Annotated in this window: 23 protein-coding genes and 4 pseudogenes; 25 read left to right on the forward strand and 2 right to left on the reverse strand. The window is 35.2% G+C overall.

Features of this window, described 5'->3' with window-relative positions:
- Positions 1 to 145: 145 nt before the first annotated feature.
- The 6 genes and pseudogenes from N7U66_RS00205 to N7U66_RS00225 form a co-directional block, all read left to right on the forward strand.
- Positions 146 to 469: pseudogene (locus N7U66_RS00205) on the forward strand (serine hydrolase); the annotation flags it as partial.
- Positions 438 to 1355 (forward strand): serine hydrolase domain-containing protein, encoded by a 918-nt coding sequence (locus N7U66_RS00210; RefSeq protein ID WP_267678576.1) that lies wholly within the window; start codon positions 438 to 440, stop codon positions 1353 to 1355. The pseudogene N7U66_RS00205 and the gene N7U66_RS00210, both read left to right, overlap by 32 nt.
- Positions 1356 to 1372: 17 nt before the next feature.
- Positions 1373 to 1489 carry a hypothetical protein gene (locus tag N7U66_RS22385; protein WP_390886606.1) on the forward strand — a complete coding sequence of 39 codons (117 nt, stop codon included), beginning with the start codon at positions 1373 to 1375 and terminating at the stop codon, positions 1487 to 1489.
- On the forward strand, positions 1464 to 1754 hold the full coding sequence (locus N7U66_RS00215) for a DUF3471 domain-containing protein (protein WP_267676841.1): 291 nt from the start codon (positions 1464 to 1466) through the stop codon (positions 1752 to 1754). The genes N7U66_RS22385 and N7U66_RS00215 overlap by 26 nt, the downstream gene beginning before the upstream one ends.
- A gap of 357 nt (positions 1755 to 2111) precedes the next feature.
- Complete coding sequence (locus tag N7U66_RS00220; protein WP_267676842.1) at positions 2112 to 2684, forward strand: Crp/Fnr family transcriptional regulator; 573 nt, start codon at positions 2112 to 2114, stop codon at positions 2682 to 2684.
- Between the two features lie 56 nt (positions 2685 to 2740).
- Positions 2741 to 3476 (forward strand): annotated as a pseudogene (locus tag N7U66_RS00225) (acyl-CoA desaturase).
- Between the two features lie 644 nt (positions 3477 to 4120).
- Here the strand turns inward: N7U66_RS00225 and N7U66_RS00230 are convergent.
- Both N7U66_RS00230 and N7U66_RS00235 read right to left on the reverse strand, forming a co-directional pair.
- Complete coding sequence (locus tag N7U66_RS00230; protein ID WP_313791548.1) at positions 4121 to 4903, reverse strand: patatin-like phospholipase family protein; 783 nt, start codon at positions 4901 to 4903, stop codon at positions 4121 to 4123.
- The gene (locus N7U66_RS00235; RefSeq protein ID WP_267676843.1) at positions 4860 to 5423 is read right to left on the reverse strand and encodes a patatin-like phospholipase family protein; all 564 of its coding nucleotides are present in this window, start codon (positions 5421 to 5423) and stop codon (positions 4860 to 4862) included. The genes N7U66_RS00230 and N7U66_RS00235 overlap by 44 nt, the downstream gene beginning before the upstream one ends.
- A gap of 218 nt (positions 5424 to 5641) precedes the next feature.
- On the opposite strand from N7U66_RS00235, the gene ahr reads away from it, so the two are divergent.
- From ahr to N7U66_RS00330, 19 genes and pseudogenes are all read left to right on the forward strand, one after another.
- Positions 5642 to 6649, forward strand: a complete 1008-nt coding sequence (gene ahr / locus N7U66_RS00240; RefSeq protein ID WP_267676844.1) for an NADPH-dependent aldehyde reductase Ahr — start codon at positions 5642 to 5644, stop codon at positions 6647 to 6649.
- A 467-nt stretch (positions 6650 to 7116) separates the two neighbouring features.
- A complete protein-coding gene (locus tag N7U66_RS00245) occupies positions 7117 to 7527 on the forward strand; it encodes a hypothetical protein (RefSeq protein ID WP_267676845.1) in 411 nt (136 codons plus the stop codon).
- A gap of 12 nt (positions 7528 to 7539) precedes the next feature.
- On the forward strand, positions 7540 to 8016 hold the full coding sequence (locus N7U66_RS00250; protein WP_267676846.1) for a hypothetical protein: 477 nt from the start codon (positions 7540 to 7542) through the stop codon (positions 8014 to 8016).
- Between the two features lie 23 nt (positions 8017 to 8039).
- Complete coding sequence (locus N7U66_RS00255; protein WP_267676847.1) at positions 8040 to 9620, forward strand: tyrosinase family protein; 1581 nt, start codon at positions 8040 to 8042, stop codon at positions 9618 to 9620.
- Positions 9621 to 10240: 620 nt separating this feature from the next.
- Positions 10241 to 11194, forward strand: a complete 954-nt coding sequence (locus tag N7U66_RS00260; protein WP_267676848.1) for a type I restriction endonuclease — start codon at positions 10241 to 10243, stop codon at positions 11192 to 11194.
- Between the two features lie 7 nt (positions 11195 to 11201).
- A complete protein-coding gene (locus tag N7U66_RS00265; protein ID WP_267676849.1) occupies positions 11202 to 11414 on the forward strand; it encodes a hypothetical protein in 213 nt (70 codons plus the stop codon).
- Positions 11415 to 11427: 13 nt separating this feature from the next.
- Complete coding sequence (locus tag N7U66_RS00270; RefSeq protein WP_267676850.1) at positions 11428 to 13308, forward strand: type I restriction enzyme subunit R domain-containing protein; 1881 nt, start codon at positions 11428 to 11430, stop codon at positions 13306 to 13308.
- An 8-nt stretch (positions 13309 to 13316) separates the two neighbouring features.
- Entirely contained in the window at positions 13317 to 14942 is a 1626-nt protein-coding gene (locus N7U66_RS00275; protein WP_267676851.1) for an HsdM family class I SAM-dependent methyltransferase, read from the forward strand.
- Entirely contained in the window at positions 14935 to 15588 is a 654-nt protein-coding gene (locus tag N7U66_RS00280; RefSeq protein ID WP_267676852.1) for a restriction endonuclease subunit S, read from the forward strand. Before N7U66_RS00275 ends, N7U66_RS00280 begins: the two co-directional genes overlap by 8 nt.
- Complete coding sequence (locus N7U66_RS00285) at positions 15557 to 16312, forward strand: restriction endonuclease subunit S domain-containing protein (RefSeq protein WP_267676853.1); 756 nt, start codon at positions 15557 to 15559, stop codon at positions 16310 to 16312. Before N7U66_RS00280 ends, N7U66_RS00285 begins: the two co-directional genes overlap by 32 nt.
- Before the next feature lie 38 nt (positions 16313 to 16350).
- Positions 16351 to 16806: a hypothetical protein gene (locus N7U66_RS00290; RefSeq protein WP_267676854.1), complete on the forward strand. Its 456-nt coding sequence runs from the start codon at positions 16351 to 16353 to the stop codon at positions 16804 to 16806.
- 105 nt (positions 16807 to 16911) lie between these two features.
- Positions 16912 to 18645, forward strand: coding sequence for an AAA family ATPase (locus N7U66_RS00295; RefSeq protein WP_267676855.1), 1734 nt, complete (start codon positions 16912 to 16914; stop codon positions 18643 to 18645).
- The gene (locus N7U66_RS00300; protein WP_267676856.1) at positions 18623 to 19030 is read left to right on the forward strand and encodes a hypothetical protein; all 408 of its coding nucleotides are present in this window, start codon (positions 18623 to 18625) and stop codon (positions 19028 to 19030) included. Before N7U66_RS00295 ends, N7U66_RS00300 begins: the two co-directional genes overlap by 23 nt.
- 154 nt (positions 19031 to 19184) lie before the next feature.
- Complete coding sequence (locus tag N7U66_RS00305) at positions 19185 to 19655, forward strand: hypothetical protein (RefSeq protein WP_267676857.1); 471 nt, start codon at positions 19185 to 19187, stop codon at positions 19653 to 19655.
- 2 nt (positions 19656 to 19657) lie between these two features.
- Entirely contained in the window at positions 19658 to 22261 is a 2604-nt protein-coding gene (locus N7U66_RS00310; protein ID WP_267676858.1) for an McrB family protein, read from the forward strand.
- Positions 22254 to 23611 (forward strand): annotated as a pseudogene (locus N7U66_RS00315) (McrC family protein). The gene N7U66_RS00310 and the pseudogene N7U66_RS00315 overlap by 8 nt, the downstream one beginning before the upstream one ends.
- A gap of 134 nt (positions 23612 to 23745) precedes the next feature.
- Positions 23746 to 23871: a hypothetical protein gene (locus N7U66_RS00320; protein WP_267676859.1), complete on the forward strand. Its 126-nt coding sequence runs from the start codon at positions 23746 to 23748 to the stop codon at positions 23869 to 23871.
- Between the two features lie 73 nt (positions 23872 to 23944).
- Positions 23945 to 24304 carry a hypothetical protein gene (locus N7U66_RS00325; protein ID WP_267676860.1) on the forward strand — a complete coding sequence of 120 codons (360 nt, stop codon included), beginning with the start codon at positions 23945 to 23947 and terminating at the stop codon, positions 24302 to 24304.
- 83 nt (positions 24305 to 24387) lie between these two features.
- A pseudogene (locus tag N7U66_RS00330) lies at positions 24388 to 25451 on the forward strand (proline iminopeptidase-family hydrolase).
- Positions 25452 to 25558 lie beyond the last annotated feature (107 nt).

The following is a 25558-nucleotide window of genomic DNA, read 5'->3' on the forward strand; positions in this document are numbered from 1 at the left end:
TTAATCAGGATTTGTCGTCCCATGAGTTATTAATCAATTTTACTATCATGAAGAAAATCAGTGTATTGTTTAGCTTAATTCTTTTTACTATTGTTTTAAATGCCCAGCAGGTAGGGATAACTCCGAAGTTAAAGAACATGTTAAAGCACGTATAGACACGCAAACCAATGTAGCGATTGCCATTGGTTTTATAGACGGTGAAAGTGTCGACTATTTTAGCGCTGGAACAACAGCTTTAGACACAGGGAGCAAGGTCGATGAACATTCTGTATTTGAAATCGGTTCTATTTCAAAAGTGTTCACCACTGTTTTATTAGCTCAAAAAATAAAGAGCGGCGACATGCGTCTGTCAGATCCTATTGCTAAATATCTACCTGTAACGGTAACCGTACCCTCTCGAAATGGTAAAGAGATCACCATAAGAGATCTAGCGACACATACTTCGGCGTTGCCAAGAATGCCGAGATAATTTTACGCCTGAAAACCCTAACAATCCCTTTGCCGACTATAGCTACGAGCAGTTGTATCACTTTATTTCTCATTACGAATTACCACGAGATATAGGTGAGCGCTATGAATATTCTAACTTGGGTATGGGGCTATTAGGCCATATTTTAGAATTGCAAAGCGGAAAAACCTATGAAGAATTAGTTATAGCGAATATTGCAAAACCATTAAAAATGGAGGATACCCGCGTTAGTTTAAATGAAAGTATGAAAAAACGTCCGGCCAAAGGTTACTCTGGATTAAATGAAGTAGAAAATTGGGACATCATCACTTTGGCTGGAGCAGGAGGTATTCGTTCCACCGTGAGTGATATGGTTAAATTTATAAAAGCCAATATGGGGGTTGTAAAGACTCCTCTTTACGAAGCCATGCAGTTAAGTCATGAACCGGCTTTTAAGAATGAAGACACTAACTTCAAAATTGGTCTCGCTTGGCATTATGAAAATAAGGGTGACGTGATTTGGCATAACGGTAGAACAGGAGGCTATTCATCATTTGCGGGTTTTATGCCAAAAACTAATAATGGGGTTGTTGTATTAACCAATGGTACTGAAGATGTAGGCGCCTTAAGTTTTAGAATTTTAGGTGGGCCAACGCCACTCGTTGCTCCAAAAAAATCTATACTACCGCTATTAGAGAAAGAAATCAATACGAATGGTATTAGTGCTGCCATTACCTGGTATAAAAAGGCTAAAATGGAAACTCCAGAAGACTACAAGTTTGAAGAAGAGACGTTAAATACTTTAGGCTATATGTATTTAGGCCAAGGAGAAAAGGACATCGCTTTGGAAATCTTCAAGTTAAATGTCTCCATGTATCCGAAGCGGCGAACCCTTACGATTCTCTAGGTGAGGCTTATTTAGAAATGGGAAACACGGCATTAGCGATCGAAAATTATAAGAAGTCCTTAGATTTAAATCCCGCAAATGATAATGCCGTGAACCGTTTTAAAAGGATTGGGCGAAAGCATCAAAGACGTTGAGGTCCCAGTAGCCCTATTAAAATCTTATGAAGGCAAGTATGAATTGGCGCCAACATTTCATATCGTTATCACCGAAAAGGAAGGACGGTTGTTTGCACAGGCTACAGCGCAACCTCAATTTGAATTGTTCCCGTCAGCGGTTAATCAATTTTATTTCAAAATAGTAAAAGCAAACGTGGTCTTTAATGCCAATAGCAAAGGAAAGATTGAGAGTTTAACCTTGTTCCAAAACGGTCAAGTGGTTCCTGGAAAAAAAATGGAATAACATTAAAAACGACTTGACGATCTGTTTTTAATCGCGCCTAAGATCCTTTTACTAGGAGCACGAATACTGCAGGATATAAGACCTAGAGGCGTACCCTTTTCATTAAGGACTTTTCTCCTTTATTTTTATATTTAGAATGGGGAAGCGCAAAGCTATGGGATATTGTATTTGGTCCCATGGTATCGTTTATATTTTGAACCTCATTTCCAAGAGTGGTAGAGGGCATGGTAACCCCTAATAATTCATGGGTAGCCCTTAAACAGGGGCTCCTGTCTTTGTCTATTATTTCAAGGTAATTATTAAAAAGAGGCCCTCAATTTTAAATAAAATCGCGTTCTTTGTATTCAAGACAGGGACATGGTAAACATAAGGGAATACATAGAAAAAATAGTCGCCGTTTCAGATAAGGATTGGCAATTGTTTTCTTCCAAATTAGAAAATAGAGTTTTTGAAAAAAGAACTAAAATATTAGAGGTTGGGGAGACAGAAAATTATATTTCGTTTATTGAAAGTGGTATTGCTCGTTTTTTAATTCCCAAAGAGGAAGAAGACAAAGACATTACGTTTGGCTTTTGTTTTAAAAATGAATTTATAAGCGCCTACGATTCTTTTTTAACCAGAAAACCATCACTGTATCAGCTAGAAGCCCTTTCAACGGTTTCTATGTGGAGCATTTCTTATCCAGATTTACAAGAGGTTTATGAAAAAACGGCCATTGGAAATTTAATTGGCCGGCTCTCCTCTGAGCGTTTATTCCTTATTAAATCCAAACGCGAACAATCCCTTTTAAACGACTCGGCAGAACAACGGTATCTTAACTTGTTTACCGAACGTCCTAATTTGATTAAAGAAATTCCGCTAAAGTATATCGCCTCTTATATAGGGGTAACTCCCCAAGCATTGAGCCGCATACGTAAACGAATTTCTTAACCTCGATTCATTTCATAATCCCGGAATATGTTAGTCCTTTGCGAAAAGCTTTGATTATGAAAATTATAATTTTAATATTAATACTGTGGTACACCGGTTTGTTTTTTCAAACCTTCTTTTTACACCGTTACGCCGCGCACCGCGACCTTTACCATGTCTAAAGTCACAGAACGCATCTGTTTCTTTTTAACTTGGGTGTTTCAAGGCTCGAATTATTTAAGCGCTTATGGTTATGGGGTGATGCATAGACTACATCATGCGTATGCCGATACAGAAAAAGACCCGCATTCACCAAAATACGATGCGAACGTATTTTCTATGATGTGGCGTACCAAGAATATTTATCAAGACATTAATAAAAAGCGCATCGAGGTAGCCGATAAATTTACTAAAAACGTCCCGCAATGGGAGGCCTTTGATAAGTTTGCCAGTTCGAGAATCTCTAGAATTACCTGGGGCGCCTTATATACGGTCTTTTTTATACTGTTTGCAACCGCTTGGTGGCACTGGTTATTCTTACCAGTGGCGTTTTTAATGGCCCCTATTCACGGCGTGATTATTAACTGGTTTGCACATATTTATGGGTATACTAATTTTAAGGTGAACGACACTTCTAAAAACCTTTTGCCTTTCGATTTTTTAATGATGGGTGAAGGCTATCACAATAACCACCACACTCACAGTAGCAGAGCTAATTTTGGTGTGCGTTGGTTCGAAATTGATATCACCTACTGCATCATGGTCGTTTTAGATAAATTAAAGATTATTAAACTGAAAAAAGCAGCTGTCTAACAGTGGCAAGTAACCAACGTTTCTAATGGTTTTCTATAGAAAATCAGGAATGAGTCTCCTCCTTGAAAAAGCGAGGAGATTTTTTTTACAGTTATTTTTTGTTTACTATAAAATGCATCCATTTATTAAAAAATAAGAGTCATTGTCATTATGAGGAAGCGACGAGAGGGTGACGTGATCATCCGTTGAAAATTTGGGTAAACACGAAAATAGATAAACGGCGTGGGCCATGCTTTACATAAGAAAAAGCCTGCACTAATAAAACTATAAAAAGAAAGCGGATGAAACGCATCATGAATCAAACCTTTTACTATATTTAGTCAACGAATTTCATAATTAATAAAAACACGTAAAGTCATGGCAAAATCACAAGATTCCAAAAAAAATGTAAAAAAAGAGCCAGCAAAAACGGCTAAAGAAAAAAAGGCAGATAAAATAGCCAAAAAGTCAAGCCGACAATAATATCATAAAATACCATCGTCTCGTTATTTCGAGGAACGACGGTAGGAGCGACGTGGTAATCTGTTGAAAAGATTGCCGAGCTGCGCTCGCAATGACGGTCCCATTCATGAATGCTTCGCATGTGCCGCGCTTTTCTAAGGAAAAGCTCGCAATGACGGTTCCATTCAAATAATAAATGCCCCTCACCCAAGCAACCCAGGGCAATACAACTTCACCTGCAATTCTGTTAATACCGACGCATGATTCATTAAAGCATCCATCTGTTCTTGTTTTAAAGGCACCAGATTCGTGCTTACTTTTCCGGCAAGCGCCAACTGTGCTTTGGTATTCGCCGTTTTTATAATGTCGTGATAGTTAATATGCGCTTTGAGCTGTTCGGCAATAGCTTCCCATTGTTTCGCTTCAATCGCTGCTTTCGAAATCTTATGGTATTCTATAACATGAGGTAAAATAGTCCCTTCTTCAAGTCCGTTTATAAATTTCGGAATAGAATCTTCAATATCCCAACCCAACGACTGATAAGCAATTTCGCGTTTGCCTACTTTATGATTCTCGTATAGATACTGAACCATTTGCAGGTTTTTAATCCGATTCATAAACACATCACTGGTTCTAATCAGTAGCGTTAAGGTATTGCGATACGTATTTTTAAAGGGCATGGTATTTCCGGCATCACTAATAATCACGGTCCGGCAACCATAGGCACTTTTAACCTGTGTCAATTTATGGGCGCCTTGATTATCGTAAACGCCACCATCGACTAATCGTGGTCTCACCCGCTTATAATCTTCAGGATTTTCAAAAAAGGCTTTCTCTATGCTCACTGGGGTAAATACAAAAGGTACCGCAGTAGAGGCAGCCACGGCGCGAGCAATAGGAAACTGTTCCGCTTTAAAATGAATGGGGTCACTTTTATCTTCATCATCGTCTCGGGTAGCTGTAAACCGAATCGCCCATCGCAGTATTAGAAAACGTAAACAACCTGCCCGTTTCTAGGTTGGTGGCATTAATGGCAAAGCGTATGGAAGGCGATAAGGCAGACAAGGGTTTTTTATTAAAAAAGAACCGGTTATACATCCTTTCATTAAGTTTACTTATAGGAAATAACTGGAACTGAAAATATAAAAAGGCCACCGTAAGCACCAGTAGTAACCCAAAACTGGCCCAGGCATACCCGCGATAGAGCATATATATAATGGTAGCCATCCAAAACAGGGTCGCTACAAAAAAGAGTAAAAAACGCCAGGAACGCAGCACGCCTTTAACCACACTTTGTTGAACACCATGGCGTATCACGTTTTCAAAGGTTTCAAAATCATGGGCATATAACCCATAGGTTGCCCCAGTGATAGAACCCCCGGAGTTTGTAGAAATGACATCTACGTGCTCTAAAATGCCTAAGGCTTTCAGTTTTTTTAAAGTCCCTAAATGATAAATCGTGGCGCGGTAACCACCGCCGGATAAGCTGAGTCCTATTTTTTTCATACAAAATGGTTGGAAGGCCCTTCCTATAACGAAAATACAGTGATTTCCACGACAGGTAAAAGCCTTTTTGATTACTAGCTTTCAAAAGTAACTAATATTATTTTTAGTCTCAGCGTCAGGGAAAAGTACAAGAATTAATTAAGAGCACCCATAAAAAAAAACAGTGTAATTCAGTATCTTTATAAGTATTAGTTAATCCAAAAAAAAACATTAGAACCATGAGTAAAGTAAATGCATATGCAGCAAGCGAAGCGGGAGGAACCTTAGAAACGTTCCAGTACGACTTACCAGCAATAGGAAATGAAGAAGTCGATATTAAAATCCATTACTGTGGGGTATGCCATAGTGATTTAAGTATGATAAATAACGATTGGGGTAACAGCCAATTTCCTTTAGTTCCTGGTCACGAGATTGTAGGCGAAGTGCAAGCGGTTGGTAGTGAAGTCAAGGGTCTAAAAGTAGGCGACAAGGTAGGGATGGGCTGGTACAGCGCCTCCTGTATGCATTGCGATCAATGTATGGGCGGAAAACAACACCTGTGTGGTGATGCCGAAAGCACTATAGTTGGGCGCCATGGTGGTTTTGCCGACACCGTTCGGGGGCATTGGTCCTGGACCACTTTACTTCCCGAAGGGATCGATATGGCTAAAGCAGGCCCGCTCTTTTGTGGCGGTATTACCGTGTTTAACCCTATTGTATTATCAGGCGTGCAGCCTACAGATAAAGTAGGAGTGATAGGCATTGGTGGCTTAGGGCATCCGGCATTAAAATTTTTAAAGGCTTGGGGCTGTGAAGTCACGGCATTTACCTCTAATAAAGACAAAACCGAAGCGCTTAAAAAAATGGGAGCTCATAATGTGGTGGATTCTACAGATAGTACCGCCTTAGAAGGGATCGCTGGCAGTTTAGATTTTATTCTTAACACCACGAATGTGAAGTTAGATTGGAATGCCTTTTTAACCACACTGGCACCACAAGGAAAATTACATACTGTAGGCGCCGTTTTAGAACCTATGGAAATACCGGCTTTTAGTTTAATTAGTGGTGAGAAATCGGTGGGCGGCAGTCCGTTAGGCAGTATCGCCCTCACCCGTAAAATGCTAGAGTTCTGTGTGCGTCACGATATCTATCCTACGGTTGAGGAATTCAAAATGGAAGATGTTAATGAGGCGCTTGCTCATTTAGAAGCAGGAAAAGCAAGATTCCGACTGGTTTTAAAGGCTTAAAAGTAATGTCATGACGCTGTACACGTAAAGACGTGACCTGATCCTCTTTTTTAGAATGGCCAAGGGGATGCTCTGTGGTGCAGCACTAGTGATTTCACGCACTTTGGTACACCACCGCGAGGCAGGAAGGCCGGACGTTGAGGTTCTAGAAAGCACAACATCAATCCCCTGTAGAGCGGTTTGCCATACGTTTATAGAGATTTAAAGTCCTATAAATTCCAAGGGAAGCAAGCGATTCACATCATTTTTATAACCAAAATAAAAACACACCTCTAAAAGGGTGTGTTTTTTTGTTTCGGTCTTTGTTCAGAATACCCCATGCTTAGATAACCTCAGATGATTTTTTTAGAGTTCTAAAAAACAGGTGTTTACGCCTGTTTTTAACAAGCCGTAGTTCCACTTGGTAATAGTTTCATGTTTTATAAGACCTTTAGTAAACTATAAACAATGCTAAAAAAAAAGTCGCCATGGAAAATCAATTTGTCGGAATTTGGACCTATAGAAGTGTATTGAATAACCCGGAGCTCTCGGTAGATTTTAACGCTTTAGAATTCGGACGCGGCAATTTAAAAATTGAAGCCACAGCACCCGGAAAATTAAAAGGATCGATTTACGGCCCTGGATGGGCGTTAACATTAAAAGGAGCCATTCAATACGGTGCGCCAGCCACTCTTTGGTTTCAAGGTTCCGGCGAGGTTAATGGTGCCCTTTGGGTGTACGACTACCTCTGTTACGCCGCACCACAAATTCCGAACGGGAAAAACCAAATACCGGCGTTAGTAGGCACAGTCACGCGGGCTATTCCACATCCCAATGGCAGTGGCGGTACCAGTCCGGCAGGTGTGGTCGCTTCTTTTTATGCGGTATTACAACCTTAAAAAACGACACTCATGAAAAAAGACTCTGCGATTTCAACCTGTTGCTGCGCTACGCCAATAAAAAAGGCTAGCGACAGCATGACCCCGAACAAAAAAATAAAACGAAGTACCAAGACCATACTCAGTTCCATCTATTCTGTGGGCCTTAGTTTACTTATTGGGCTGTTTCCAAAATGCCCCGTGTGTTGGGCGGCCTATTTAAGTATTTTTGGCAGTTATAGTCTTTCCAAACTACCGTTTATGCCTTGGTTAATGCCTGTTTTTGTGGGATTCCTAGGCATTCATCTGTATCTCGTTTATCGCAATATTAAAAATAGAGGCATTGGCCCATTTGCAACGAGTGTGTTAGGGGCCGGTATTATTCTGGCGGGCAAAATGCTGTTTGAAGGCAATACCGCCTTCATGATCACGGGCATGGTCTGTATTCTTGCAGGGTCGCTATGGAATAGTTTTTCACTTCAAAGTAAAAAAATCATCGGATTACACTAAAAAATAATATAAAAACACCAATTATGGACACCAAAAAACAATCGAAAGTAAGAATAAGACCCGCTGTTGCCGAGTTACAACATGCGTACGATACCGGCAATAAAAAACCTTTAGAAGACCTTATGCGCGCCTGGAAAGGCATTAAAGAACTGCCGCCGGAAGATCCCAATTCCTTTTTTAAATTGGGAGGGTTTCATGGCGAGCCTTTTGTTGGAGCAGGATGGGGAAACAGTGCCTATTGGGGAGGATGGTGTAATCACGGGAACGTTTTATTTCCAACCTGGCACCGCGTGTACCTTATAAAAGTAGAAGAAGCCTTGCAAAGTATTCCAGGGTGTGAAGACGTGATGTTGCCCTATTGGGATGAATCTAGTGAGGACTCCATTAAAAATGGTATTCCTAAAGCATTAACAGACGAAACTTTTACCTTAGATGGTAAAGATATCCCGAATCCGTTGCGGTCCTTCGTGTTTCCTATAAACATTCACGATAACATACAAAGTGATAATAACCAATACACCAAGCCAAAAGGCTATGAAACCGTAAGGTATCCCTTATCGGGATTAGTAGGCACAGATAGCGATCGGGCAGCGACTAAAAAACACAATGCGCAATTTACAGATTACACTAAAAATGTCGCCTTGCTGAATGACAATGTTAAAGGCTGGTTAAATTCTCATGTGGTGGTCAATGGTAAGGTGATTCAAACCAATGTGGTACAAAAATTTAAAGACTGTTTAAAAGCGCCTAATTTTACGGTGTTTTCTAATACCACTTCGGCACAAGAATGGAATTTTTATGTTGAAGATGGGAGTAAACCAGTGGTTCCTTTAGAGTCACCGCACAACAGTATTCATCTATCGGTAGGTGGTTTTGATGTACCTACACAAGGCAATTATTCGCCCATTCCAGGCGCCAATGGTGATATGGGAGAAAACAACACCGCAGGATTAGATCCTATTTTCTTTTTTCACCATTGCAATGTAGACCGTGTATTTTGGCTGTGGCAAAAGCAACATGGCAGTACCGATACCTTGGAAATTATATCAGAATACCCAGGCACTAATTCTGTAGATTCTCAAGGCCCAACGCCTGGTATGACGCCAAACGCGTGGTTAACTTTAGAGACGCCGTTGGCACCCTTTAAGAAAAAGGACGGCCAAGACTATACCTCTTTAGATTGCATAAATATTGAAACCCAACTGGGGTTGACCTATAGCCGTGGGTCGTTGGACAACAATGGGTTACTATTAAAAGAAGAAGCCCTGCGGCCAAGTAAGATGCTACGCGTGTCTGGTGTGAATAAAGCGCCCATTAGAGGGTCTTTTTTAATCTCTGCCTTTGCCACTATTAATGGCGAGAAACACCATATAGGCACAGAAGCTGTTTTAAGCCGATGGAATTCAACCTCCTGTGCCAATTGCCAAACCCATTTGGAAGTCAAAGCCCATTTTCCGTTACATGATTTGGCAGAAAATACGGCCGACAAAGCAGCGTATGAGGTGGTGATTATTGGTAGAGACGGCAATCTTAACGAGCAAAACCAATTAAAAGCGTCTAAAGCTGCAGAACCTAAAAAGCTCTTTCATATGGAAGTGCGTTAGGTATAGAACTTCAACAACGTCTAAGATACTTGTAAAAAAAGCCTTCCATAATCGTATCGTCATTACGAACCGTCATTGCGAGCGCAGCGCTAATAATCTGTTGAATCGTATCGTCATTACGAGCTTTTCATTAGAAAAGCGTGGTAGTCTGTTGAATTGGACTGTCATTGCGAGCGCAGCGCGGCACATGCGAAGCATTCATGAACTCCGATTTAATAAAATAAGTTGCGTGAATAATCTGTTGAATAGCGATACGATTATATTATAACTTCTTTTCAACAGATTGCAACGTCGCTCCTAACGTCACTCCTCGCAATGACAGTAATGCATCGCCATTGCGAGCGCAGCACGGCAAATGCGAAGCATTCATGAATGGAACCGTCATTGCGAGACCTTTGGTCGCCGCACATGCGAAGCATTCATGAACTCCAATTTATAAAATAAGATGCGTGAATAATCTGTTGAATAAAAGCTAACACCAACACAGCCAAGCACTTTCAATAGTAAAACAGCAGCAGACCAAAAAACAATGGAACTTTTCGATGTATAACACCCAGTGCTTATATAAAGGCGCTATATTTATGCTCTCCCATTAGAATCTCAAAATCTTTAAAATATAAATGATATTTAACGAAGACTCAAGAGTGAAGATACCTTCCATTCTGCATTTAATTCAATTGGGTTATGAATACCTATCATTGAAAACCAATTCATGGGATGAGAGCACCAATATCTTTCGATCTATTTTTGATGAGCAAATCAAGAAAATAAACTCAAATTTATCAGATAATGACATTCAAAAAGTTTACGATGACATTTCAATATCTTTAGAAAATGAAGACTTGGGACGTGCTTTTTATAACAAGCTCATAGATCAATCTGGAGTTAAGCTAATTGACTTCGAGAATTTTGATAATAACTCATTTCATGTTGTAACCGAATTGCCTTATCAAAAGGACGATGAAAGTTTTAGACCAGATATTATTCTATTAATTAACGGAATGCCTTTGGTCTTTGTAGAGGTGAAAAAGCCTAATAATCGTAATGGTGTTCAAGACGAACATAAACGTATGGAAAGGCGTTTTCAAAATAAGAAGTTTCGCAAGTTTATAAATCTTACACAACTCATGGTGTTTTCAAACAACATGGCGTATAGTGATGAAGATACGCAAATGCTGGAAGGCGCATTTTACAGTACTACAAATTATAAAAAACCAATATTCAATTATTTTAGAGAAGAAGAAACTTTTGATTTAAACAAGCTTCTTCAACCACTTTCAGAGTACGATGAAAACTTTGTTTTAAAAGACACGAACCTTTTAAGCATAAAGAGCAATAAGGAGTTTCAATCTAATAAAAGCCCAAACACGGCAACCAATTCCATTTCTACCTCTTTATTTCAACGAGAGCGTTTAAAATTCATCTTACGTTATGCTTTTGCTTATGTTGAAGAAGAAAAAGGTTTGGAGAAACACATCATGCGTTATCCGCAACTATTTGCAACTAAGGCAATAGAAAACAAGCTGGAAAACGGAATTAAAAAAGGAATAATCGGCATACGCAAGGCTCGGTAAAACAGCTTTGGCGTTTTTTAATGTAAAACGTCTCACACATTATTTTCAGAAGAAAAATATCATCCCAAAATTTTACTTTATTGTAGATCGTTTAGATTTGCTAACACAAGCCGCAAAAGAGTTTACAGCTCGTGGTTTAGTGGTGTATAAAATAGATAGTAGAGACGCTTTTAGTAAGGATATTAAATCTACTGAAGTGATACACAATAGTTACGCGTAAAGCAGAAATTACAGTGGTTAATATTCAGAAGTTTAAAGATGATCCAGATGTTATAAAAAACAACGATTATAATTTAAGCGTACAACGTGTTTTCTTTTTAGACGAAGTACATCGTAGTTACAATCCCAAAGGTAGCTTTTTAGCAAATTTAGAATTAGCAGATAAACATTCCATTAAAATAGGTTTAACAGGTACCCCTTTATTAGGTTCTGAGTATAATTCTAAAACCTTATTTGGCGATTATATGCATAAGTATTATTACAATTTATCTATAAAAGATGGCTATACTTTACGTTTAATTCGTGAAGAAATTGAAACCAACTACAAGTTGGTTTTACAAGAAGCACTTGAAAATATAAAGGTATTACAAGGTAATATTGACAAAAAGAAGCTCTACGCAGACCATCGTTTTGTAGAACCTATGTTAGACTATATTGTTAAAGATATGGAACAGGCTAGAATCGCGATGAACGATTATAGTATAGGCGGTATGGTGGTTTGTGACTCTTCCGGTCAGGCTAAAATGATGCAAGAGATTTTTGAAGATAAATATGCTGAAAAATCAGAAATAGTTTTTAACCAAGCAGCTGAGGAGCCTGCAAGTTATGGAGATAAGAAAAGAGAGGAGAGTAAAATAAACAAAGCGCAAGTAATTTTACATGATATTGGCACCAAACAAGACCGTCGAGATTGGGTATCCGATTTTAAGGTAGGTAAGCTTGATTTACTATTTGTGTATAATATGTTACTTACAGGTTTTGATGCTAAGAGATTAAAGAAATTATACATTGGCAGAAAGATTAAATCACATAATTTACTGCAAACGCTTACACGTGTCAATCGAACGTATAAAACCCATAAATACGGTTATGTCGTGGACTTTGCAGACATTCAAAAAGAATTTGATAAAACCAATCAAGATTATTTTAATGAGTTACAAAGTGAATTAGGAGATGAGATGCAACATTACTCTAATCTGTTTAAAAAGCCTGAAGAAATTCAAGAAGAAATAGAGGAAATAAAAGATGTTCTTTTTAAATTTGACACCGAGAATGCCACTGTTTTTAGCGATCAAATTTCTGAAATTAACGAGCGTTCAGAGATTCGTCTCGTTGCGAAAGCTTTAAATAATGCCAAAGAGCTTTATAACTTGATTCGCTTGTCCGGTAATTTTGAATTACTTGAAAAATTAGACTTTAGAAAACTGACTGTTTTAGCAAGATTAACCAACGACAGATTAGGGTTAATTAATACTAGAATTGCATTAGAGAATAATGTAGATACTGAGAATATTTTAAACACCGCTTTAGAAGATGTCATTTTTGCTTTTACCAAAGTGAAAGAAGAAGAAATGATATTGGCAGACGAATTAAAAAACACGTTAGGGAGAACACGAGAAATGTTAGCGGGAAACTTCGACCCCAAAGATCCTATCTTTATTTCATTACGTGAGGAACTAGAGCGTTTGTTTAAAAAGAAAAATTTAAGTGAGGTTTCTAAAGAAGAAATGGAAGCCAACATTAAAGCTTTAAATGCTATCTATGATAAAGCCAAAACTCTAGAGCGCGAAAACCAATTGCTGAAAGCGAAATACGATTACGATGCTAAATATGCACGCATACATAAACGCTTAATGGAAAAAGATCCTTTAACAGATAGCGAACGCAAATTATTCGACGCTTTAAAAGGGTTAAAAACAGCAGTAGATAAGGAGATTTTACAAAATTCTAAGTTATTAGAAAACGAGAGCTATGTAGAGAAAATGATGATGCGTTTGGTTGTTAGCCAATTTAAAAAAGAACAAAAGATCGATATTAATACAACTGATGTCAGACGTATTAATAGCCTTATAGTAAAAGAATATATGAACGAATATAACGGATACGTTGCATAAAATAAAATATGACAAGCACAGCACAATTTGAAACCCAAACCAAAGCCCTTATAGACGACCTAAAAAGCGTCTGTGCTAACTATGGTTTAGGAAATGACGGAAATGAATTTAAAATAATCACTCAGGTGTTTTTGTATAAATTCTTAAACGATAAATATGTTTACGAATTGAAACAACTAGAACCCGATTTAGCAAAAGCCGATAACTTTGACGACGCGCTTAAAAAGTTTAGCGATGATGATTTAGAGTTGTTAACCATGCAAATAAGCGAAAACACCGCAAGTATTGCACCCAAAAATTTATTGTCTCGCTTATTCGAACAACAAAACAAAGACCAATTTGCCGATATTTTTGATGAAACCTTAGTAAGCGTCGCCAAAGACAATATCGATATTTTCTCGGTACTCACACAAGGTGGCGAAAAAGTAGTGCTTTTTGAAAACCTAAGTAAATATGTAACCGATAAAAAAGATGACTTTTGCAAAGCCTTAGTAAATAAGTTAGTTGGTTTTAGTTTCGAGCATATATTTACACAGAAGTTTGACTTTTTCGCCACTATTTTCGAGTATTTAATTAAAGATTACAATACTAATAGTGGTGGTAAATATGCAGAGTATTTCACACCTCATGCCGTCGCTAAAATTATGGCAGCCTGTTTAGTGACAGGAGACGATGTAAATAATGTGACCTGTTACGACCCAAGTGCAGGATCTGGAACCCTGTTAATGAATATAGCACACGCTATTGGCGAAGACAAGTGTACCATTTACTCACAAGACATTTCTCAAAAATCGTCTGCCTTGTTGCGTTTAAATCTGATTTTAAATAATCTGGTGCATTCCATACAAAACATTATACAAGGTAATACCATTTTAAGTCCATATCACAAACAAGAGAATGGACAATTAGAAAGGTTTGATTATATCGTATCTAATCCACCATTTAAGTTGGATTTTTCCGACTACAGTGCAGGTTTAGATAGTAAAGCGAACAAAGAGCGCTTTTTTGCAGGAATACCTAATATACCAGCAAAGGCAAAAGATAAAATGGCCATTTATCCTTTGTTCATACAACATATAATGCATTCGTTGTCTACGAAAGGAAAAGCCGCTATAGTTGTGCCTACAGGTTTTATTACCGCACAAAGTGGTATTGAAAAGAAAATAAGAGCCAAAATGATTTCTGAAAAAATGTTGGCAGGTGTTGTAAGTATGCCGAGTAATATTTTTGCAACAACAGGTACCAATGTTTCAATTCTTTTTTTAGACAAACAAAATAAAGCTGATGTGGTTTTGATTGATGCTTCTAATTTAGGAACGACCGTTAAAGAAGGGAAGAACCAAAAAACAGTATTAAGCGAAACTGAAGAACAACAAATTATCGATGTGTTTAACGCTAAAGAGGCCAAAGACGATTTTTCTGTGGTGGTTTCTTATGAAGACATTAAAGCCAAAAACTACAGCCTAAGTGCAGGACAATATTTTGAAGTTAAAATTGAGTATGTAGCTATTACTGCGGAAGAGTTTACTACTAAAATGAAGGCTTTTGAAAGTAATTTAGAAACCTTTTTTTCTGAATCGAAAAGTTTAGAAAAAGAGATTCAAGATAATTTAAAAAGATTGAAATATGAATAGTTGGGTAAAACTCCAAATAGGAAAAGCAATTTCTTTCAATCCACCCGAATCTATATTAAAAGGGAGTATAGCGAAAAAAATCCCAATGGGAAGCTTAACGGAATTTCAAAGAAAAATAAATTCTTTTGAATTTAACTCTTATAATAGTGGACCGAAATTCAGAAATGGAGATACCGTTATGGCTAAAATAACTCCATGTCTTGAAAATGGAAAAACAGCTTTTGTTGATGTTTTAGATGAAAATGAGGTAGCATTTGGCTCATCGGAATTTACTGTTCTTAGAGAGACGGAATACACTGATCCGCTATTCATCTATTACTTGGCAATAAGCCCAACTTTTAGAAAAAGAGCTATCAGTTGTATGGAAGGTACATCAGGAAGAAAAAGGGTAAGTGAAAAAACATTAAAATATTATGAATTGGATTTCCCCCCGATTCAAACCCAAAAACAAATAGCCAAAGTCCTTTCCGATTTAGACGCTAAAATAGAAGTCAACAACAAAATTAACCAAGAGTTAGAAGCGATGGCAAAAACGCTTTACAACTATTGGTTTGTACAGTTCGATTTCCCTACAAGTGAAGTCCAAGCGAAACGGATAGGGAATCTCTCCTTGGTTGGAAAACCTTATAAATCGTCTCGGAGGTAAAATGGTTTTTAATAAGGAATTGAAGCGTGAGATTCGAGAAGGCTGGGAGGTTGTTCCTATAAAACATTATGCGGATATTATTGATCCACATCCGAGCCATAGAGCGCCGAAAAAAGCAGATAAAGGCTTTCCTTTCGCAGGTATTGGTGACATTGATTTTGAAGGAAATATAAGTATAAATAAAGCAAGGGTAATTAGTGAAGAATTTGTTTCAAAGCAAGAAAGAGATTATACTCTAACAGAGTATTCATTAGGCTACGGTCGAGTTGGTACAGTTGGAAAGGTAGTAAAACTTAGAAAACAAACATTTAGATATGCTCTTTCACCTACGATGGCAGTAATAAATCCCAAAGATGAGAAACATGCAGGCTATATCTATAATAGCATAAAAGATACTTTTTTTTATAAAATGGTACTAAAAAATACAGCTGGAACTACTAGGCCAGCTATTGGTATTCAATTGCTAAGAGAAATACCGATATTAAAACCTTCAAGTAAACATTATGATATGTTTGAAAGGTTTGAAAAGATTTCAAAACAATATTTAAAAAGAATATCCTTATCAAATAGAGAGTCTCAAAATTTAATAGAACTTAGAGATTGGTTATTACCTATGTTAATGAATGGGCAGGTTACTGTACCGTCATTGCGAGGTAAGCCTGTGCTGAGCAAAGTCGAAGCAAGGCAATCTCATGAAGCGCAAAGCAATGATGTTGTTGGGTAGAGTTACGGAGGAAGAACAAAAATACAATACAATATAGTATGATAGAAAATAGTATGGAGGATATTAAGAAGGATTTGGACAAAATGAAGGAGACTATTCTTAATGATTATCAATACTACGATAGGCGTTTTGATACTGTTTCAATGGTATTTTCTGGTTTTGGTTTATATGGTTGTTTTGAGATGCTTAAATGGTACTTAACAAGCGATTACAAACAATCCTTTTGGTTAGCTATTCCTATTATATTATGGTTAATTATTTTGTTTTGGGGCTTACATAATATTAGTCGCGAAAAAAGAATAAGAGAATACTACATGCAACAAATAATGAATATACCAAAATTAGAAAGTAGTGATCTAAATGATATTAAAAAAGATAACATAGAACTAGAGGACAAACTTAGAAATAGTAGAAAGTGGATTTTTAGCTTTTCTATATTAGGCGTTGTATTAATGTTGGTTTCGTTAGTTTGTTTTTTGATGATTAAATCTTAATAAACTAGAGTACAACTATAAAGTCTCGGAAAGCTAAAGAACTACAGTATAACTTAGCGGAAAGTTTATATTTGTAGCTTAAGGGAGTTTTAAATATAGAAAGCAATGAGTTTTAAATTATGCTATATATGGATAGATAAGTTCCGAAATTTTGAAAATTTTGGAGTGAACTTCTCTAGTAGTGAGAAATTTGACTTTGATTCTGATAATTTAAGTCTTAATAAAACGGAAGTAAATAATGTTCCTGATGACTTTTTTGGAAAAGATATTTCGGAAGTAACTGGATTTATTGGAAAAAATGGAACTGGTAAAAGTAATTTGCTTGAGTTAGTTTGTAAGCTTGTTAAAGGAGGAGAAACAAGTGTTAAATCTGATTTTTTTATAATTATAGAAAATGAAGGAGAGTACGAATGTCATTACAGATTCAGAGACCCTCAAGAAATAAGATCACATTTTCCAATTTTATTAAAGGAGTATAAAAGCGACATTGATAATTTGAAAGTTATTTATTTTTCAAATGTTTTTGATGAACGGACTCATGCTTTTGATAAAAAAGTATCAGATTTATCTGCAAATAATCGTTATCCAAAGCACAATTGGCCAAGTAAAACTAAAACTTCTGACTTTGTAAAGCAATTACAATTTATAAAAGGTGATTTGTTTATTGACTCTGAGATTCCATTACCAAAACAGTTAACAATAACACCCAGGACTAATATTTATAGTGCTAGCTATTGGACACAAAGTTTTATTTCAAACAACACTTTAAATGAATTTTTTTCTAATGAGTTAAAGTCTTTCTACACTGGGGTCAAAAGCTTAAAAGCATCTAGACAAAAACTATACTATTTTTTTATTTTTTCAGTTATAACAGATCTTATTTCATTGCTTAAAGATTTCTCTGGTCAAAATGAAACGTTTGACTCTAAAGTAGAATATCACATAGATAATTTACTCGCAAAAACAGAAGAAATTAAAAACACTTATAAAAGCAAGTTAAATATTGCTGAGACTTGGAAAGAATGGTCTTTCAAAATTCTAAGTGAATTTTATAAAGATTATTTTAAATATAATATAAAGAATAAAAGAAAATATCCTGAACTTGAAACTTTGCAAGATAATCTACTTATGCTTGTTAAATTTGAAGAGTTTATAGAGAACAAAGAAATGCTATCTACACTGGAAGGATCTAGGAATAGGAAAACGGATAATTACATACTTGAATTTCATATATCCACTAGTAAACTCGATGAGCAATTTTATAATTTCATTGACAAAAGTAATAGATTCAAAATAGATTGGCTTGGTTTAAGTTCGGGTCACAAAGCATATCTTAATCTATTTTCATTATTAAGATTCGAATTAAAAAATATCAAAGCAGATAATGTTTTAATTTGTATAGATGAGGGTGATCTTTATTTACATCCTAAATGGCAAGCAGATTTCTTTTATAAACTAGTTAATCTAGTTCCTAAATTTAAATCTGCTAATTATCAGTTTATTTTAACGTCACATTCTCCTTTTTTAGTGTCAGATTTACCTAAAGAAAACTTGGTTTTTTTAGGAGGTGACTCTGAGAATTATTCAAGTATTATTCGGACAGATGACAGTATCAAAACATTTGGTGGTAACTTAGGTGAACTTTATGTTGATGCCTTTTTTATGGAAGGTGGCTTAATTAGTCGTTTTGCAGCAAATAAAATTCAGGAAATCGTAAATAAAATAAATGATAATGTAGATATAAGCATTGATGATAGAAAGTTAATTGATTTAATAGGTGAGGATTTAATAAGAATACAAATTAACAATTTACTAAATGATCCTAATAGACGAAAATAGCACCATTGATTTAGATCAATTGGCAAAACAACATTTTGAAACTTTGATTTTGCCACAAAATAAAAAAGGAAGTTATCATGCGACACAATCTTTGATTGGTAGAACAAAGAAACAATTAGACAAAGATGTATTATTCCCTAATCGAGTAAAATTTTGGAATTATTTTTTGCAAAATCATTATGTAAATCTAGAAAGGACCATTTGTTCTCGACCAAAAGTACTTTCAGACATAATAATTGAAATTGAAAATCTTGTTGGTCACAATATTTTGACAAATAATATTAGTTATAGAAGAGCTAGTTTAACGCCTTTTGGCAATATAGTTAGTAATGTATTTGGTTATAGCAACTACAGAGATAATGGATTAGCCGAGAGAAAATGTTGATCAGTATAATTTAAATTACTGTCCTTATTGCAACATTCATAAACTTGAACAGTTAAAAGATACTGATGGTTTAAATGAAGTACAGCGTATTTCAGCATTATATCAACTTGATCATTTTTACCCACAATCAAGATATCCATATTTATCTATTTCTTTGTTCAATCTAACACCTGGTTGCTCACCTTGTAATGCTCACTTAAAAGGAGAAAAACATTTTACTGTTAGCACACATATTAATCCTTTTCAAACAAAGTTTGATGATTATTTTCAATTTAGATTGAAAGATATTGTATTTAGTTCAAAAACTGATGTCTCTATTGTAATAGAAAATATTAAAATGTATTCTCGTAGTTCTATAAATGATTTTAAGATAGAAGAACGATATAATGACCAAAATACGAAAGTGAAAGTATTCAATTTAGTGGAAGGAATAAAAAATAGAAGCCCTGTTATACAAAAGTCTTTACTTCAGCAATTTAGTGGTCTTTTCGGGAAATTGGATAATATTAATAGAACTTTATTAAAAAGTCAAGGAGTTCCTATAGAAGCAAAACAAATAAATGATTTTGAAATGGGAAAAATGAAAAGAGACATTTGCAAACAAATGGGATTAATACAAAGTTAAATATGGAATATGAATACTGGAGAGAAGCAATAATCAATGCTTTTAATATCCTAAATCTTATGGATGAAATGGATATAAATAAAAGCACTGCTTACGATGTAGAACATAAAGGGAAACATTATCCTCCTAAGGAAGTTTTTAGATTAGCAGCAGATTTTATTGAAGAAAATTATCCTAAAATAGTTATACCCAAACCTAGCGGAGGAAAATCAACTAATAAGTTTATAGAAAAGTTTGGTTTTAAGGTCATTGAAAAAGAAAAAATAAAGATGATTGAAAAAATAAAAACACTAATAGAAACTCCTCATTTTCAAGATTTATTAGCAAGTGAAACTTTTTATTTCTCTGAACTTTCTAAACTGTTTAATCAATATAAAGATTTTGATATAGAATTAATAAAAACAGATTTAGAATCGTACTTAAACAATGAACCAAAAGATTTTAATTTTCAAGAATTATTAGATAGTTCAACTGGTGACTTTAATAGTTTTTTGTTCCTTATTGGTAAACTTATTTCATTATTTGATGAGAAAGGCTACAAAAAAAAAGCATGGAATCCATATCAAGACAAACGTGTAGTTTCTCGTTCTATGTTGTCTCAAAAATATTGGACAGGAAACTTATTAAAATATAAATTGTTAGACTTTAGAGATGATTATCTTCAAGAAGAAGCTGCCGAAGCTTTTAAACATTCCATAAATTTCATTAATCAACCTGAACAACACGTAAATATTGTCTCTAAAAACCACAGAAAAGACATAGTTAACTACTTTAATCTAGGTAGCGCTAGTGAGATTATAAATTTATTTTCAAATGAGCTCAAAGATTTAAAAAGCGAATTAAATAGAGGTGTAATTATTTCACACTTACTTTATAACTCTGAATTAAAAAAAATATGGATGAGTAGTATTGTAGGCTTAATGGCATCTGATTCAACTGGTTGGTTTGAGAACTATTTGAAAGAATCAAATAAACATAATTATTCAATTGTATGGAATAGTAAGAAACCTTCCGGAACAAATGCAACTTTAAAAGTCTTAAGAAGTGTTATAACTGAAGAAGGCAGTTTTAACCTCTACTACACAAGTAACAACAAAATAAATTATGTAGCAAAAATCATTGATTTTGCTGAGAATAATCAAGATTATATAAATAAAAACTGGAAAAAATCACATAAAAATATATTTGGATTTAATAATTCGTTTTCAGAATATAATGATGGCAACAAAAAAGCAAGTATTGTTTTTTTATGTGAAAGCTTTAATAAGATTAAGCCGATTAATAAAAATGATTTTGAAATTTTTAAAACTTACTCCTACCCAACTCAAGATAATTTAACTCCATTACAATCTGAGCCTGAAATAGATATTATCAAGACAATGTCAAAGATTAATTACATTGATAAAAATGAAAATCAAATGGAAGAAAATTATAACGCTCCACTGAATCAAATCTTCTATGGTCCACCAGGAACAGGTAAAACTTACAACACCATTTTAGAAGCAGCTAAAATTATTACTCAAGATGAAACTATTACCTATACAGATTCACAAATTACATTTAATGAGCACTTAGGAAAACAAATTGAGTTTATAACCTTTCATCAAAATTATAGTTATGAAGATTTTATTCAAGGCTTGCGTCCTGATACAGAATCAAACGGGGAATTGTCATTTTTTAAGAGTGATGGGGTTTTTAAGAAAATTGCAGATCGTGCATTAAAGAATTTCAAAGAGTCTAATACCGAAGTTCAAAAGAAAAAGTCCTTTACAGAAGTTTTTGAAGATTTCGTTTTTCCATTAATAGAAGGAGATATTGATGAAATTGAAATTAAAATGAAGAAAGTTTCCTTTTATATTACCAATATAAAAGATAAGTCAATTGAGTTTAGAAAAATGAGTGGGGGTACAGATCATACACTTAGAATTGGAACATTGAGAGAAATGTACGAAGAAGAAAGCACAAAAGATATTCAAGGTTTATCATCTTATTATCGCCCATTGTTAACTGAACTGCTAAAAATCGGTAAACTGGAAGAAACAGAACGCATCATCAAGAAAAATTACGTAATTATTATTGATGAAATAAATCGAGCTAATATTTCTCGCGTTTTTGGTGAACTTATTACTTTAATAGAGAAGGATAAACGCTATGGTGGTAATATACCATTAACTGCCACATTACCTTCAGGAGAACCATTTATTGTACCATCAAACTTATATATTATTGGTACCATGAATACAGCAGATAAGTCTATTGCCCTTTTAGATATTGCTTTGCGACGTCGTTTTGAGTTTAAAGCAATGTACCCTAAATATGAAATTGAAAATAAAACAATCTATAAATCAGAATTTCTAAAATCATTAAATGGGTTAATTGTAAAATCTGGAAAAGGACACGATTTTACAATTGGACATGCTTACTTTATGTGTGACGATAATGAAACATTTGATTTTGAAAGTACGATCAATAATAAAGTAATTCCGTTACTATTAGAATATTATATGAATGACGATCAGGAAGTGAAAAAAATATTAGATGAGGCTTTAAAAGAGCAAGGGTTGAAAGTAGATAACTGGCCTTTAGAAGTAATCAGGAATGGTTAACCTTTTTGAATATCAAAATAAGGAAGAATTTCCAAAACATCATTTTGATGATTTGGAAGTGTTTTTGGATGATATTTGGTCTAAACGAGAAAAATCTAGTTACTATTTTAATGAAGAGGACAATAGGGTAGAACAACAACGCTTCATTCAATTCTTACATAAGAATAATACCTTAAAGTCTAATAAGTATGTTGGTGTTATTCATTTTGAAGGTAAAACCATAAACTTGTTGCCAAAGATATTTTATAAAGGAGAAGATCCAAAAGAAGCACACGTAAAAGCAATAAATAAGCATGTACTTTGGTGGTTAAGTTATTGTAGAAAATTAAAATTCCCAAATTATCTATCAGGCTTAAATACAGACAAAGCTGATTTTTTCGAAATCTTAATTTACTTGTTTAGTAAATATACACGAGAGCTTTTAAATTCGTCTATCTATCAAACCTATACAGAAGTTAATAAGGAATTGTCTTTTGTAAAAGGACGGATTGATTTTAATGGCTATATCCAAAATAATTTGAGTAATGGAAGACATCATAAAATCAGTTGTGAGTTTGATGCTTTTGAGATGGATAATGAATTTAATAGATGCGTAAAATTTGTTTCCAAACTGTTGTTTTCTATCGCTAAAGAGCCCCAAAGTAAACGATTTTTAAGTGATATTTTGTTTATACTCGATGAGGTTAAAGATGTCAATGTTTCAGCAGACAAAATGAAACGGATGAGCTTTAATCCTATGTTTTCAGACTTCGAAACTATACGTGATTACTGTGTTTTGTTTTTAGATAATAGTGTGTCGTTTAACTATAAAAATTCATTAAAGCTATTTGCATTTTTACTGCCAATGGAATATGTCTTTGAGGATTTTATTTACGGATTTATAGATAAAGAGATTGATGAAATAAAAGCTAAAGCACAAGTTGGCTCTAAGCATTTAGATGAAGAAAAGAATTTTGCGCTAAAGCCGATTTATATTTGAAAATTAATGATAGAAATATTGTTGCAGATACAAAGTATAAAATTGTGTATGGGGATGCCAACGATCCAAAAAAAGGAATTGTACAAACAGATTTATATCAAATGTTAGCGTATGCTGTTAGATTTAAAGTTAATGAGATTGTATTATATTATCCAAATACAATAAATGAGCAAGAAACTAATGATTCTGAGTTGTCCATTGTTGATGAACTGGCAGATGATAAAAAAGTTTTAATAAGATCATTTCAACTACCTATTATAAATTTCGACCTTTTTGATAAAGATTATGAAAGAAAAAAAACATTAGAATTAGATTTTAATGATCTTAAAAAGGATTTGGTAAAGGGTATTAAAAAATCTTTAAATATATAATAACATTTAATTCACCTATTTCCACTTTCCATTCCAATTTATCTCCAAGAAAGCCAAATCTCCTCTCGTATATCAATGAGTATGACTTGTTGGAAGACTTAGAGTCCAATGATGGAATTAAAGAAAGTTAGGTAATGATAGATCCTACCGGACAATATTTTGATGATGCACGAGGTAAACATCATTATATTAAACCCATATTGGGGGTCGGCATAGAACACACTATTAAAGCATTGGATTATAATTTGTTTAAGTTTTGAATAGAGGAGGTAATTATGATTGGAAAAAAAATAAATAAGTAATTTTGCTAATCAAGAATAGACCAATCACCAAATGACCATTAAGCAACTACCAGGAACTTACAACATTGTAGGAAGCAACCAAGACGAAGCAGGAGTAGCCTATAAAGGTACACTAGCCCTTACTCTAGACGCCAACAACAGGATTATTGCCAAATGGTTAATTAACAATAACCAAGAGCAGTTGGAAACCGGTTTTTTTAAAGATAATATCTTGGTTATTAATTTTAATTATAAGGGTGATGACGACGCTGTTTATAAAGGTGTGGCGGTTTATAAATGCCTAACCCAGGATATATTAGAGGGTTTCTGGTCTGAGAAACATGGAAATCCATTGTTTTTGGGAGCAGAGCGTTGCTTTAGGGTTGGCGCGCAAAGGGAGGCAATTAATTAAGGCTAGAAGCAGAGGCTTCGCTGTGCTCGCAATGACGGTAATACTTTTTTCCCTAACTTTATAGTCTAAACCCTTCCAGCATTATGAAAACCAAATTCCTAATCCTTAGTTTAATAACAGTAGTACTCTTCACCTGTAAAGAAGAAACCAAAGACACTTACAAGTACGAAGAAACCACAACGGCAGAACGGTATTTACAACCCCAAGAAGACGACCAGTTCCTAGGTGGCATTAAAATGATTCCCATCACCACGCCAATAGGGGACTTCAAGGTGTGGACCAAGCGCATAGGCAACAATCCCACCATGAAAGTCTTATTATTACATGGCGGTCCCGGCATGACGCACGAAATTTACGAGTGTTTTGATGGCTACTTCCCACAGGAAAATATAGAATACTATTACTACGACCAGTTGGGTTCGTATTACAGCGACCAACCTAAAGATTTGAGTCTTTGGGACCTCGACCGTTTTGTAGAAGAAGTCGAGCAGGTGCGCATTGCGTTAGGTTTAGATAAAGATAATTTTTACCTCTACGGACAAAGTTGGGGTGGCATATTAGGCATGCAATATGCTTTAAAATACCAAGCGCATTTAAAAGGCTTGATAATTTCTAATATGGTGGCGTCTATTCCGAATATCAAGAGTATAGCGATACTGTATTAGCCCCAAAAATGGATCCGGAGGTGTTAGCAGAGATTTTAAAATACGAAGATGCAGAAGACTATTCTAACCCCAGGTATATGGAACTCATTGTCAACAACTACTATACCGAGCATGTGATTAGAATGCCTGTCGACCAATGGCCGAGAACCTATTAACCGTGCGTTTAAACACCTCAATCCGGAGGTGTATGTCACTATGCAAGGCCCAAGTGAATTTGGAATTAAGGGTGATGCAACACTCAAGAACTGGGATGTAAAAGACCGACTAAAAGAAATTACAGTACCAACTTTAACTATTGGGGCGACACACGATACCATGGACCCGAAGCATATGGAATGGATCTCTACCGAGGTGCAACAGGGGCGCTTTTTACTGTGCCCTAATGGGAGTCATTTATCTCAGTTTGATGATCAGAAGGTGTTTTTAAAGGGTTAATCGCGTTTATAAAGGATGTGGATGCTGGACGTTTTGGGAAGTCATAATCGTGTCATTACGAGGAGCGACGGTAGGAGCGATGTGGTAATCTCATGAATAGGAGCCTAACTACAAACAGATTGCCGCGCTACGCTCGCAATGACGATCATTACTG

Origin of the sequence: Lacinutrix neustonica (assembly GCF_026625145.1) — a bacterium.
In the GTDB taxonomy this organism is placed as follows: Bacteria; Bacteroidota; Bacteroidia; order Flavobacteriales; family Flavobacteriaceae; genus Lacinutrix; species Lacinutrix neustonica.